Here is a 13,842-nt window from a genome sequence, read left to right as displayed (position 1 = left end):
AGCATGAAAGAAAAGTATAAACAATGTTTACACCTTTCTTTCATATAAAATATTAATGATGTAATATATTTAAATAATCCACCAGTTCCAGCAATTAAAGCAACCAAAACAACCAGCGCAACCTACGCAACGTCCACCACAGCCACCACATCTACCGCCGCCACAACCGCCACAGCGTCCACCACAACCTCCGCATCCTCCGCAACGACGTGCATCGTCTTGAATGTAATAGTATGGATATTGACTTTGTTGTTGATCCCAATACACAACATTACCAGTTTGATAATCATTAAGGTTTAATGTTTGTAGTTCATGTTGAAATTGATTCATTACGAACCCCTCCATTTATAAATTTAAATTCCGCCCAAACGTTAAAGTTTATATATTTTTGTAAACAAGATTGAAACAAGGCTATAGACTAAATACGTACATCAACAAAATATGAACTTACACTAGGTGATGTACCTTGTTTTTGAGCCTATTTTCTTTATATTCATTCGATGGACGTATTTACTATAAATAAAGTGATTTAAAAATTACTAATCCAACAATTTAGTAGTTCATCACTTAACTTTCTTTCAAGTAATTCCTTCACTAAAGGCATTGGCATGATTTCATAATCATTTAAGGATTCTTTATTATAATCTATCCAGTGAAATGCTAAATGAGACTCGCTAGATTTCGGTGGTAAGTCCGTATGTAAATCTTGTGACTCTACTTCAAAAATGTGGTTAATTTCATGATGAAGCACTTCTTTATCTTGCCATTGATTTTCTATGACTCCTAAAAATTGTTGTATACTACAGTTTACTCCAAGTTCTTCTCTTAACTCTCTTATTAATGCATTCTCTGCTGATTCTCCAATCTCAACATGGCCACCAGGTAAAAAATAATGATGGCCAATATATTCAGCAACTAATAATTTTTCATCTTTTATCATGACTGCTCGTACAATATGATGAAATTTACTTTTCAATTGATATTCCTCCTAATTATTCAATGTATAGTTGCTCAAAATAGTCATTTAGTATTGGTATAATATAAATCATAGGTGTTTCATACGGATGAATATCATTAATAACTTCAAGAGCATCTTTTACAAGTTCTCGTTTACACTTTATTTCAACTTTACATTCTTGCCCTTCGCATATTCGACCAATTTCTCCATTAAAAGGAGATGCCTCGTCTAAAGGTCTCCAATATCCTTTCACTGAACTATAGGAAAAACAATGGTCATATTCGCCCGTTTTACATGCTCCAATTTTATTTAATTCATCCCTTAATGTTTCAATATATTCTTCAGGAATGAACACTTCAATTTTCACTTCAGTAAATTGCATATTTCATTTCACGCCTTTACTTCCTAATAGTTAAACGAATAAACGATATACTTGCTCGCCATCATACTCCTGTTCTAATGATTTGAAACTGTATCGTTCATATAGTTTCTTTGCAGAGATATTATCTTTATGTACGGTTAATCTAATTTCTTTACACGCCTTAAACGTATTTTTTATTATATTAATACTTTCTTGTAAGGCTGCTTTTCCATAACCATTACCTTGCTGCGATTGATCAATAATAAATCCGTTAATCCAATACATATCCGATGTCTCTCTTACAACTGCATGTATTACAAAACCAACCATAAGGTCACCATCGTATATAGCGAATGGTATGTACTCTACATTGTCACCATCTGGTTTTATATATACTTTAGCAAGCGAAACTGCTACGGATGGAACAAATTTCAACTGATTTTCTTTAACTTGTAGCTTTAATGCTTCTTTCCAATTTTCTCTCGTAACAACCTTTAACTGGACATTCAATATTGTAAGCTCCTTTATCTAGAGGGATGTATTTTTATATTCAACGCATTGAAATAATTCCCTTTTTCGACAACAACTTATAACATGATTTTTATAAAATCTTGAATGAATTTTTGTTCATCTATTTCTAATGCTATATGGGCCCCTTCAGATATAGAGCTAGGGCGGAAATCAGCAAATGTTTGTCCTTTCGTATCTCCGTATGTATCTACATTTACTGTACGATGCACAAATTCAAAAAAACTTGGATTTACTAATCCACTTATTGCAACCACATCATGTAGCAAAGGTCCTTCGATAGATGGATTAAGTTTTTGGTATGCAGATAAATAGTAATCATACATTGGTTTCATTATCATATGAAATGGATTCTTTGTATTAGCTTGAATATAGCTAAATACATTTGGTGTTAACACAGCTTTGTTTGTTACATTTAAAGGGAATATTAATAAATTCTTTGCTTGATGGAAAACAATTTTACTTGCTATAGGATCTCCATACACATTTGCCTCTGCTAACGGCGTAACGTTTCCTACTTCTAAAAAAACACCACCCATGAAATATATTGCTTTTACATTTAGCATTAAATCATTCCATAAATTAAAAGCAATTGCTAACGAGGTAAATCTTCCTACAGCAACAATCGTTAAATCTTTTCCGTACTTTATAAGAATCGCAGCAATACTGCCAAAATTGTATATTGGAATAGATAATACGCTTTCTGGAACATGGATAGTACCTAATCCTTCTGCTCCGTGAATTTCAGGGTAGTACGTAGTAATTTCTTCTGTAAGTGGTTTTGTTGTACCACTAATGACAGGAATGCCTTGTCTATTTGCTAACTGTAAAATATACGCTGCATTATGTGCAGCATGTATATGCTCAACATTTCCGTATCCAGTTACAATACCGACAATTTCAATTTCGGGATGCAGTAAACCATACATAATGGCAAATGAGTCATCAATACCTGGGTCTCCGAAAAATAATACTTTTTCCAAGAAATACTCTCCCCTCATAAAAAAATTGAGTCATCAATAGCTATTTATATGAAAAAAGCAAGTATACATATGCAAAGCTTAAAATGGATAATGTTTTACAAGATATAAAAAGGAACTAGCGTATGCTAATTCCTTTTCTTAGGTAAATATTCTCAAATTTGATTATTTATCGTATCCTTCATAGATTTCATCATTTATTAGATTTTGTGTTTTTTTATCATCGGGTACAGGCTTCCACCAATTTCCCGTAATAAAAAGCATAGTTAATAGATTGTAACTATCACTAAAATAGCTTTCTCTCTTATTCTTCATCCAATCCCATCCACTATTTACCCACTTTTGATTATTGCTACTCGTTATACTTGCAGCAATAAACGGTGAAACAAATACAGCAGTTGAATAACTACCAATATTAGATCCATTTAATTGATAACCATCCACAATTTTAGAAGGATTTCCATTCGTTTTATTTTGAATCCACGAAGAAACTTTATCAGAAATGACTTTACTTCTTTTCTCGCCGTACATCGCATAGTCCATTACAATTCTCAATGGTACCCGACTAGCATTGTAATAATATGCATTTGTATATTCTGACTCATCTAAGAAGTCTTTAGGTGCGGGTTGTGGTGGGTTTTTTACAACGAAATCTGAAATAAGTCCTGTATTTGGAGAGTACTTATTACTAAATTGCGTATAAACATCGTACAAATTATTAATAACAGTAAGCCAAGTTTTATCACCTGTAAATTCATAAAATGCTCTAAGGTGTGACATCATCCAATCAGATGGTCTCGTATCAAGTGAACTTTTAGAATCCCAATCTCCTAAATTTAGTCGGTTATTATTTGTAACATTACTAGCTTTAATACCTTTTGTAATCATGTCTTGTGCTTCTTTCAAATAATTAACTGTTCCATTAGATCCCCACTGCTTATGAGCAAGAAGAAGAGAATACGCAATATCTAAATCCCCATCAGTAGCAGAATCAAAATGACCTTGTGCTTTTTTACTATCTGCGACAACCCATCCCATTAAATTAGGATTTTGAGAACTTTTAAAAGTTCTTGCTGTTTTAAATAAACCGTCATAGATTTTTTGAGCATTCGAATCATAACCAGCCATTAATACTGTAATTATCATCCCATACCCTTGACCTTCTGAAGTTCCAAGTGGCTTAAATCCATCCGCATCACCTGTAATCTCTCCTTTTACATAATAACCACCAGGTAAAGAAGATAAATCATTTTTCAAATATTTCTTTTTCCAATTATCGTAGTAGCTTCTTACAGAAGCATTTAAGCTTTCTTGTGTAATATGATTCGGTTTTATAACGCCTGCATAATTAACTTGCTGGGGAAATGGTTTCATTTCCTTTGCAGCAGCTACTTGTTGATTAACTATGGGAATAAAATTTTGTACTGAATTGTCCGTTACATTTGCTGCGAAACTAGAATTAGAAAAACTAGCTAGTCCGATTCCTATAATAGAAATACATGTGAAAATTTTTCTTTTTCCATTCATTATGTTGTCATCTCCTTTTAAAATGCTTACTACATAAAATGTAACATACAATATTTAACTGAAATACAAAATATTATATTTATCAACATAAGAAAGAAACTATATAAAAAAGTATTATAAAATCATTATTGAATTACATTATACGGATTGATTATTTGCTAAATTCCTATGTTTTTCTTTTCTTAATACTGGTATATGAGCAATCACAATTCCAAGTATAGTAATTCCTCCGCCAATTATTGAAACTAAAGTTGGCACTTCTCCTAACCATATCCAAGCAATGAAACACGCAGTTATTGGCGTTAAATATAGAGAACTTGTTGCTTCAGAAGCACCAGTACGAGATATAATATAGGCCAATGTAATATACGGGAGTACTGTTGGAAAGACACCTAAATATATAACGCTCAAGTTAACTTCAAGAGGGGCTGCTAGTATTTCTTGATAAACTCCGGGTAAGAAAATAAGCATACATACAGTACTAGACAAAATTGTATATATGGTAAATGGTAAGAAGCCATATTTTTTTAAGTAAGATGTTTGGAAAACGAAAAATAGACTTTCTGAAATCGCCGCTAATAATATAAATAATCCCCCGCTATTTAATTGAATAGCGTCGCCTTGGCTAAGTGAAATTAAGACAATTCCTGCAAAACTCATTACACCACCGATCCAGCCATTTAATTTCATTTTTTCATTCAAAAAAACAGAAGCAAGAATTGCCGTCACTATTGGAGTGACTGAAATAATTAAACTTGCAGATCCAGCATTTACTGTTTTTTCGCCGTAGTTTAATGCGATGTGATAAATAGTAAACCCTAAAGCACCAAATATAAAAAATGCTGGGATATCCTTTAAATCCGGTAGTCGTAGTTTGTATATAAATGAAAATAACAAAAGTATAAATGAGGCGATTAATAAACGTAGTAAAGTAAGGTGTTCAGGCGTATAAGATTCAAGCCCCATACGAATTGCTGGAAAAGCAGTTCCCCATATAAGAATTGTAAAAGCGTGAGCACATATAATGCGTAAATCCCATTTTTTATTATGCATGTTTTCTCTCCTTCCCTAAAAAACCAACCATTTTTAAATTACCAATTATTTCTTTTCATCATATTTAATAGTTGATACAATGTCTTCAACCAGTTATTTATCGGAAAAACCAACCACTTTGAATCTTTTAAATAAACGAGGGAGTTTTTTATATGACAACCGATAAAAAAGTGCCTAAATATTGGCAGATAATAGACTATATAAAAGAAAAAATTGAAAACGGAGAATGGCCAATTGGAAGTAAAATCCCTAGTCAGCGGCAGTTAGCAAAATTATTTCATGTAAATCGAAGTACTGTAATAACTGCGCTAGATGAACTTATGGCAGATGGTTTAATTCAAGGACAAATCGGAGCAGGAACAATTGTAACAAATAATACATGGTCATTATTAGCAACTAATCCCCCGCCCGATTGGAGTGAATATGTAAAGGCCGGTATTCATAAACCAAGTAAGTTAATGGTGCGAGAAATAAATGAAGCGGAAGCAAATAAAACGCTTATTCATCTTAGTAAAGGTGAACTTGCACCTCATCTTTTCCCGCTTGAAACTATGCAATCTATAATAAAAAACGTCAGTGAGGAATTAGATTATTTTGGATACGAAGAACAAAAAGGTTTTTATCCGTTACGTGAAGCAATAAGCAAATATGTAAAATCATTTGGAATACATGCATCACCGGGTTCTATATTAATAGTCTCTGGTGCACTCCAAGCATTACAATTAATATCAATTGGTCTTTTACATAGAAAATCAACTGTTTTACTTGAACAACCTTCTTACTTATATTCACTTCATGTTTTTCAATCAGCAAATATAAATTTATCCGGTATATCAATGGATAATCAAGGTATTTTACCTAACGACTTATTAAAACGAATTAAGTATAGTCAAAAAAATAATATTTTATATTCAATCCCTTGTTTTCAAAATCCAACGGGGATATTGATGTCCAAAGAGCGAAGAAAAGAAATATTAAAAATATGTGAAAAAGAGCAATTGCCTATCATCGAGGATGATATTTACCGAGAGTTATGGCTTGATAAATCACCACCAGCTCCTTTAAAGTCAATGGATAAACATGGACATGTATTATATATTGGTAGTCTCTCTAAAACACTTACCCCAGGACTTAGAATTGGATGGATAATCGGACCAGAACCTGTTATTGATAGATTGTCAGATATAAAAATGCAAACAGACTATGGATCCAGCTCTTTATCTCAAAGAGTAGCTGCTGAATGGATAAATGAAGGTTTTTATGAAGACCATGTAGCAAACGTAAGAATTCACCTGAAAGAACGAAGACAAATAATGATACGAGCTTTAAATAAGTATTGTGCAGATGTTGCATCGTGGGATATTCCTAGTGGTGGATTTTTTATATGGCTAAAGGTTGTGCATAACATTCCGATGAAAAAACTATTTTCAGAGGCACTATCAAAAGGAATTCTTTTAAACCCGGGACGTATTTATGAAGAAGAATCAGATCAGTACATTCGTTTATCATATGGATATGCTTCTCCAGAACAAATGACTTACGGGGTTAAATTGCTCAGTGAATTAATTCGAAAGTTAACGGCATAAAAAAATCCTCTTTTGTTTTTGGAGGATTTTTTTACGTATCTTATTTACCACAATTTCATTTCCTGCCCTAATAAAATAAGTTTTTCATAAGGATCTCCGTCAATATTTAATACTTGAGCAAATGCAGGTTCTGTTTTTAAACCTTGTTCCTTTAAGCGAATAACTTCTTCCCTTATATGGGGATGCTGCATTAATAACATGTGCTCCACTATCATATGTCTATATGCATTTTGATTACGCACTGGCTTAGGTTGAGCAAATAATTCAAATTCAAAACCTTCGAATTCAAAATTCACCTTTATCGATTCAGTACCTTTAATTTTTTTCTTTTTAATGTTGAACCCTCCATAAGAACCATATAAAGATCTCATTTCCTGCTCAAAAACATCAAAGTTATATACTTCCATTACAATATCTAAGTCAGATTGAGGAGTATCAATTCTTATCGGGATTGTCCCACAAAGAACGGGATTATATAAAGCTAAATCCTCCATGATGTTTAGGTTATTCAAAACATCATATATTTTTTGTTGCTTGTCATTGCCCGATTGTAAATATGTAATAGATGTAAACATAGAAGTCTCTCCTTCACTTAACGTAATAATCATCTCACTAAATTTAAGAAAACATTTCAATCATTGGATTTTGTTCTAGGAGTACCTTTATTTCAATATATTAAGCCGAACTAACTATATTTTTCAACTTTTCTCCTATACTGTAATACTATAAAAATAAAAAAGGAGGAATTATTATGAGCATTTTTAACATTCTTTTAACCATACACATCCTATTTGGAACAATATGCTTAATCACTGGTATTGTAGCGATGGTTGCCCAAAAGAAGAAAGGAAAACATACCGAATGGGGCGAAATATATCATGCATCCTATGTTGTCATTACCCTTACGGCAATAATATTATCCATTATCAACTGGGATAAAGTCGCATATTTATTTTATGTAGCAATCTTCTCTTATTCATTTGCGATTTATGGATACCTTGCACGAAAAAAACGTTGGAAAAATTGGCTCCATCACCACATCAGAGGTATGTTAGGTTCTTATATAGGTGCAGTCACCGCACTTTTAGTAAATGTCGGCATCCATATTCCTATTATAAATTTACTTCCGCCAATATGGTTTTGGTTTTTACCCACCTTAATTGGTATTCCCCTCGTAGCCAGTGTATCAAAAAAATATAAAAAGCGTAGTTGAAATTAATTACATTTTGATTACTTTCTGATTATTAGAATGAAAAATTATACTCTATGTATCACGAATGATATTATGAGTGCTCGCCCTATGAATATTTAAAATAAAATGCCGCCCAACAGGACGGCTCTTATATTTACTTTATAAACGTAACATATTCACCAGAAACCCATTGATTTCCACCAACATTATACCAACCATCTTTATATCCAAACGATTGATATTTTTCACCTTGATACACGTTTTTCACAATGCCGTAATTTGTTCCTGGGCCGGTACGAACACGCAATACATCAGCGATTATAGTAACTACACCTACACCATCGTTTGATGATTGTGAAGATGTTGGTACATTCCCTCCCGTATAACGAATATATGATGGATCGTTATAAATCCACTGATCGCCACCTAAATTTAACCAGCCATTTGATTTTCCAAATACTTTGTAGGACTCTCCTTTCCCTAATTGACGAATAACGCCGTATCCAGTACCAGGTCCTTTTCGTAAATTTACATTACTACCGTTAATATACGCAACCCCTACACTATCATTCGATGGAGGAGAAGTCACTACGTTTTGAGCACCTTTCCCAAAAGTATCCGTTCCATATCCTTTGTAGTTATATTGCAAATGCGGGCTATCCACGAATCCTTTCCAGTCACCGCCCCATTCAAAGCCAATTTGTTTAGCATAACGAATTGCTGATGCCCACGGTTCTTTATTATAGCCATTCCAATCTTCTGTACCATTCGACTGAATTGGAACAAAATCTAATGCCTGTCCTACTAAGTGATATGAGCGCATCGTTTGTGATGCTCCTTTACGAACATATTCACGTTGTTGCTCGACCGTACGGATTGTTTCATAAATTAACACTTCAATACCATTGTTAATGCAGTACTGATACCACTTAAAAGCTGCAGCTTTCGTATTATCCGCTAATTTATTCAGATTACTTACATTTCTATTGTGGTATTTCAATATGCAACATCTCCTTTTCTATTATCCTATGCAAAATTCATCTCATGGGTTGTACATATACCTAGAACGACACGAAGTACAAATACATAAGAAGCCAATTCATCTGAAAAGGTTTTCACTTCTAGCTTCAAACTTTGTAAACTGAAATGGAAGCAATAAAAAAACCACAACCTAAGTCTTCCAGTTGCGGTTTTTGGTATTTTCTTTTTATATGCTACCTGCCTTCTTGCATTGATAATCCTAGTATACAGGTTGTGTAAATTTTCCCTTTATGAATAACACTACTTATTCATGATTTTTCAAATCCAATATTGAATGTAAATGATCTGGATAATTAGTAAACATTCCATCGACTCCCCATGCAAGCAACTTTTTCATATCATTTTCATTATCTACTGTAAATGGATGAACTTCTAATCCGCTTTTCTTTATTTTCTTTACATAATCTGAATCAATATATTTGTAATTCATACCAAGACCTATGCAGTACATTTTATACTTTTCTATCTCTAATTTTGTTAATTGAACTACTTTTTTATAAGGTAATAATTGTACTATGGATATATTACTATTTAAGCTATGAATCTTTTGTAGACTTTCTTCACTAAACGATTGAATAATAACTTTATCATGTATTTCGTAGTGATTAATAATTTCTAATAATTTTCCTTCCATTCCTGGATATTCATCAGGTGATTTTGTTTCGATATAATAGTTTGCGTTATGCCCAAACGTTTCAAGAATTTCTGTTAATGTTGGGACTTTAACATTTTCAAATTCTTTCTTTGCTAAGTTCGGATATTTTCCATTGAAAAAAGAGCCAGCATTTAGTTGCTTTATTTCTTCTAATGTATGCTCTTTCACCAGCCCAGTACCATTCGTTGTACGGTTTAATGTTTCATCATGCATAGCCACTAAATGTCCATCTTTTGTCATTTGGAGATCAATTTCTATATAATCTCCATTCATTTGTTGTCCTAATTGATATGCTGCTATTGTATGTTCAGGTGCATACGCAGAAGCGCCTCTATGTGCGATATTTTTTATATGATTTGATTGGTTAATAGCCTTAGTATACTTATGTTCATTTGTTTTCTGAAAAACAAAGATACTTATTACTATAAAGGCACAAATTATTGTAACGAGATATATCTTTTTCATAACGATTTATAAGCTCCTATATAAAGACGATTTAACTTGAATGATTTACTTAATTAAATGTCGATTTTCGAATACAGTCATTTTGCCGATAGCTTGAAATCCCGATTTTTTATAAATATTGATTCCATCGGGTGAAGCTTGTAATACACAATACGTATTTTTAAATTTTTGTGCTTCTTGCAGAAGGAAATTGAACATAATAGATCCGAATCCTCGTCCTCTCATTTCTTCTTTCGTTGCTATGTCATAAATACCAATACTATCTTTTGAACATATCAATGAACCAACAGTTACGACTTCGCCTTCATAAAATCCTAAAAATAGTTTCATATTCTCACTGTTCCATAAATCAAGAGTAGAAATTTGATTATAGAATGCTTGTACATGTATACCTTCCTCTGATGTGCCAAATAGATTAGCTAACGTTTTTCCAAATTTTTTTATTAGTCCAGGTGATGATGCTTGTTGAATTGTAAAACTTACTGGCATGTTTATTGTTGGAGAAATTGTTTTTAAATCTGCTACCATCGCGATATTTTGCTCCGCTTCTTTTAAACCGATTTTAATTAACTCGCTTTTTATATCCCGCTCTTGCTCCTCATCCCATAACCAAACACTCATTGGAAATTTCTTTTGATTATAGTAGTCTACCTCCTTATATAATTTCTCTATCCCTACCGTTAAATTATTGTTTAGTAGAGTGATGATATTAAATGTATCGGCAGGTAATCCGCAATCAACAGCAATATAATCTTTCGTTTCTTTTATACTCGTTCCGGTCACAAATTGCGCAACATATGAAGTTTTATATGCAAAGTTATCTATTAGTAGTTGTTTATAATTCATCAATAGTTCTCCTTTTCATAAAAAGTAATACTCGAATTCTTCTATATTAAATATAACATATTAGAAATTTACCTTTTTCTATAAAAAGTACCTCTTTAAATTGTGCTCTATAGTTTAAAATAATTAAAAATGATATAACGTTGTCGGAATGAAAAAAGTGGTATATAATAAATATTAACATTACTAGTAATTATTTTAGGTATTCCTAGAATAAAGGAGCGATACATATGAAAATTACTATTTATTTCGGAAGTCATGAAGATCAAGATGTTCGTACTATGGACTGTCATTTAGATGTAGAAGATACAGAAGAGGTTGTTTCTGTATCATAATATAAATAGTTAGGGTAAATCCTATTCCCTACAGTGTTTAAGACACCTTTTATAAGGTGTCTTTTTTGTTATATTTTCATTAAAAACCCTTTACTTTATAGCGTTTTAATAGTAAAATATAAATATACGAACAAACGTTCTTTTTTATTTTAAACGTACATGAAGGGATGATTTTAACAATGGCTTCATTAAAGCGCAGAGGAAGAAAAAAGCAAGCACCTATTATTTCAAATACAGGCTTTATCGGCTCTGTCTTTATTGATACATTGGAGTTACAAAAGAAATCCTATTATTTCGCTCGTAAAAAACTTCAAATTGTTCATCACGTATTAGATGGTCTCTCTGGAGCAACAAGCGCTTTGTTTAAAGAACATAACATTTCAGCATACATGTCATGTGTGTATTTACATAAACAAAAGAAAATTGGCTTTGTTCTTTCAACGAAACCATTTGAACAAAGTGATGGCGTTGCTTATTTTGTAAATTATTTGATCGAAAAGAATTTTTACGGCGGCCATGACAAAGATGTAGAATATCAAGAAGTATTTAATACAGGTTTTATCGGTGTAGTATTCGCTGATTTATCTAGTATAGATCGCTTTAATTTCGAGTTTGAAATGGGTATGCTAACGAAATTAATGAAAGATATGATTATTCCGGTTAAAGAACTGTTTTTACGCCATAATGTACCGGCTTACATCTCCACTTCTCATTTAGAAGAACAAAACAAATTAGGTTTCGTTCTCTCTGTAAAGCCATATGACGAACGCGCTGAAGCAGATTTATATTTTGAGGCATATTTAAAAGAACGCGGGTTATTTATCGGTGATGAAGAAGATGAAATTGATAAAATTGTCATTAGAAAAACAGCTGAATTACGATAGATAAGCGCAGGATCATCATCCTGCGCTATTTCGATATTATTTAATTATGTTCAACACTATACCCTTTTGAATGAATTTCTAAATTTAACTTATTTGCTAAAATTTTATTCAAAATAAAAAATACAATCCCCCCTGCAATGGGAAGCATATAGGCTGGCATGTAATTTAATAATAGTCCTGATATTGCAAGTGCTATTGGCTGCATTATTTTACCTATGCTTAATCCAATACTAAGAACTCTTCCTCTATATTCTTCAGGAATCTCATTTTGCATGAAATACATTAAAGGAATATCAATTTGTGCTATCATAAATCCTAAAAAGAACATAATCATGCAATACGTAGTAACATATACCAAATTATTTACTACAATAGATTTAAATAAAACAGGTATTCCTGAAACTATCATAAAAATTGCCAACATAAAACTTATTTTTTTCAATAGATAAGAATAAGAAAAACAATCAGTTATCTTTTTTACTAATATTGCACCAACTATCATACCTATCGGAAATGTCCCTTGAATCATACCAAATTGCTTAGAACTAAGATTGAGAACTGTGTTAATAATGTATGGCAACGGAACAGTTACAGCAAAGCCTAAAAAGAAATTAAGGGAAATTAAAATACTAAAAGTATTTTTTAAGCTTTTCCGCTCCATTAAGTAAGAGTATCCCTCCTTTATATCTTCAATAAAATTAATTTCTCTAATTGAACATTCCTCATGTATGTTTTGCTCGCACAATTTAAAGTTTATAAACAATATGGATATAGCCGAAAGGATAAATGAAATACCGTTAATAATTATAAAAGTTTTCATATCAAAGACTGCAAAAACAATGCCCCCTAACATAGGCCCTAAAATTAAAGATATAGAATCGATAATTTTACTTATAGAATTAATACTCATTAACCGTTCTTTAGTAACCATATTCGGTTTTACGGCCTCTAATCCTATTCCAAAAAACGTTGTAAATACTGTCATAAGAAAGGTAGTAGTATAAATAATGAATAAGTTTAATCCATAATAGTTGCTTAATATATAAACAGTTATTAATAAGCACCCGCTTAGTACATCCATGCAAACGACGAGTTTCTTTTTATCAACCTTATCAGCAATGACACCAGCAAATGGATTCATAACAATCATTGGAATCGTTCCTAATATGAGCGTAATCGCAAAATTCAACGCAGATCCGGTTATTTGTAAAACATACAATCCTAATGCAAAACTATAAATAGAGCTACCGAATAGTGATACTGTTTTTGCAATTGAATATAAACAAATATTTCTTAGTTCTTGGTTTCTATTTTTATTTTCTATATGTAATCGTAAACTTCCCATCACTTTTCCCCCTGCATAACTTTGTATTACGTACATTGTAAGTTCTTGGGTCAACCCAATAGCAATATGTACGATTTGAAAAGTTTTAA

The 13,842-nt window shown here is 32.2% G+C and carries 15 protein-coding genes; 3 read left to right on the top strand and 12 right to left on the bottom strand.

The features are described from left to right. Positions 1-69: 69 nt before the first annotated feature. From ACTFRH_RS09525 to ACTFRH_RS09495, 7 genes are all read right to left on the bottom strand, one after another. The gene (locus tag ACTFRH_RS09525; protein WP_001071342.1) at positions 70-330 is read right to left on the bottom strand and encodes a heterocycloanthracin/sonorensin family bacteriocin; all 261 of its coding nucleotides are present in this window, start codon (positions 328-330) and stop codon (positions 70-72) included. 199 nt (positions 331-529) lie between these two features. Next, positions 530-976 carry an NUDIX domain-containing protein gene (locus ACTFRH_RS09520; protein ID WP_000836825.1) on the bottom strand — a complete coding sequence of 149 codons (447 nt, stop codon included), beginning with the start codon at positions 974-976 and terminating at the stop codon, positions 530-532. A gap of 16 nt (positions 977-992) precedes the next feature. Next, complete coding sequence (gene cutA, locus ACTFRH_RS09515; RefSeq protein WP_001160786.1) at positions 993-1,340, bottom strand: divalent cation tolerance protein CutA; 348 nt, start codon at positions 1,338-1,340, stop codon at positions 993-995. A gap of 30 nt (positions 1,341-1,370) precedes the next feature. Then, a complete protein-coding gene (locus ACTFRH_RS09510; protein WP_001102696.1) occupies positions 1,371-1,829 on the bottom strand; it encodes a GNAT family N-acetyltransferase in 459 nt (152 codons plus the stop codon). Positions 1,830-1,906: 77 nt separating this feature from the next. Next, entirely contained in the window at positions 1,907-2,830 is a 924-nt protein-coding gene (locus tag ACTFRH_RS09505) for a nucleoside hydrolase (protein WP_000416794.1), read from the bottom strand. Positions 2,831-2,992: 162 nt separating this feature from the next. Then, entirely contained in the window at positions 2,993-4,354 is a 1,362-nt protein-coding gene (locus tag ACTFRH_RS09500; RefSeq protein ID WP_001013584.1) for a glycosyl hydrolase family 8, read from the bottom strand. A gap of 138 nt (positions 4,355-4,492) precedes the next feature. Further along, on the bottom strand, positions 4,493-5,407 hold the full coding sequence (locus tag ACTFRH_RS09495; protein WP_000551614.1) for a DMT family transporter: 915 nt from the start codon (positions 5,405-5,407) through the stop codon (positions 4,493-4,495). 152 nt (positions 5,408-5,559) lie between these two features. On the opposite strand from ACTFRH_RS09495, the gene norG reads away from it, so the two are divergent. Then, on the top strand, positions 5,560-6,993 hold the full coding sequence (norG, locus tag ACTFRH_RS09490; protein ID WP_000205604.1) for an efflux pump transcription regulator NorG: 1,434 nt from the start codon (positions 5,560-5,562) through the stop codon (positions 6,991-6,993). Between the two features lie 44 nt (positions 6,994-7,037). Here the strand turns inward: norG and ACTFRH_RS09485 are convergent, their stop codons facing one another. Further along, complete coding sequence (locus ACTFRH_RS09485; protein ID WP_000495166.1) at positions 7,038-7,568, bottom strand: DUF4269 domain-containing protein; 531 nt, start codon at positions 7,566-7,568, stop codon at positions 7,038-7,040. 176 nt (positions 7,569-7,744) lie between these two features. Between ACTFRH_RS09485 and ACTFRH_RS09480 the strand changes: the two genes are divergently transcribed. Next, a complete protein-coding gene (locus ACTFRH_RS09480) occupies positions 7,745-8,206 on the top strand; it encodes a DUF2306 domain-containing protein (protein ID WP_000021746.1) in 462 nt (153 codons plus the stop codon). A 133-nt stretch (positions 8,207-8,339) separates the two neighbouring features. On the opposite strand, the gene ACTFRH_RS09475 is transcribed toward ACTFRH_RS09480, so the two are convergent. From ACTFRH_RS09475 to ACTFRH_RS09465, 3 genes are all read right to left on the bottom strand, one after another. Further along, positions 8,340-9,185: an SH3 domain-containing protein gene (locus tag ACTFRH_RS09475; RefSeq protein ID WP_000873745.1), complete on the bottom strand. Its 846-nt coding sequence runs from the start codon at positions 9,183-9,185 to the stop codon at positions 8,340-8,342. Positions 9,186-9,470: 285 nt separating this feature from the next. Next, entirely contained in the window at positions 9,471-10,346 is an 876-nt protein-coding gene (locus ACTFRH_RS09470) for a glycerophosphodiester phosphodiesterase (RefSeq protein ID WP_000725662.1), read from the bottom strand. Between the two features lie 45 nt (positions 10,347-10,391). Continuing rightward, positions 10,392-11,192: a GNAT family N-acetyltransferase gene (locus ACTFRH_RS09465; protein ID WP_001107070.1), complete on the bottom strand. Its 801-nt coding sequence runs from the start codon at positions 11,190-11,192 to the stop codon at positions 10,392-10,394. A 511-nt stretch (positions 11,193-11,703) separates the two neighbouring features. Here ACTFRH_RS09465 and ACTFRH_RS09460 point away from each other — a divergent pair. Next, positions 11,704-12,408 (top strand): hypothetical protein, encoded by a 705-nt coding sequence (locus ACTFRH_RS09460; protein ID WP_000157646.1) that lies wholly within the window; start codon positions 11,704-11,706, stop codon positions 12,406-12,408. A 40-nt stretch (positions 12,409-12,448) separates the two neighbouring features. Here the strand turns inward: ACTFRH_RS09460 and ACTFRH_RS09455 are convergent, their stop codons facing one another. Next, a complete protein-coding gene (locus ACTFRH_RS09455; protein WP_033673034.1) occupies positions 12,449-13,753 on the bottom strand; it encodes an MFS transporter in 1,305 nt (434 codons plus the stop codon). Between the last annotated feature and the right edge of the window lie 89 nt (positions 13,754-13,842).

The organism is Bacillus cereus group sp. MYBK216-1 (assembly GCF_051916495.1).
Taxonomy (GTDB): domain Bacteria; phylum Bacillota; class Bacilli; order Bacillales; family Bacillaceae_G; genus Bacillus_A; species Bacillus_A thuringiensis_K.
Note: the sequence above shows the minus strand (reverse complement) of the source record. Positions and strands in the feature narration are given on the sequence as shown.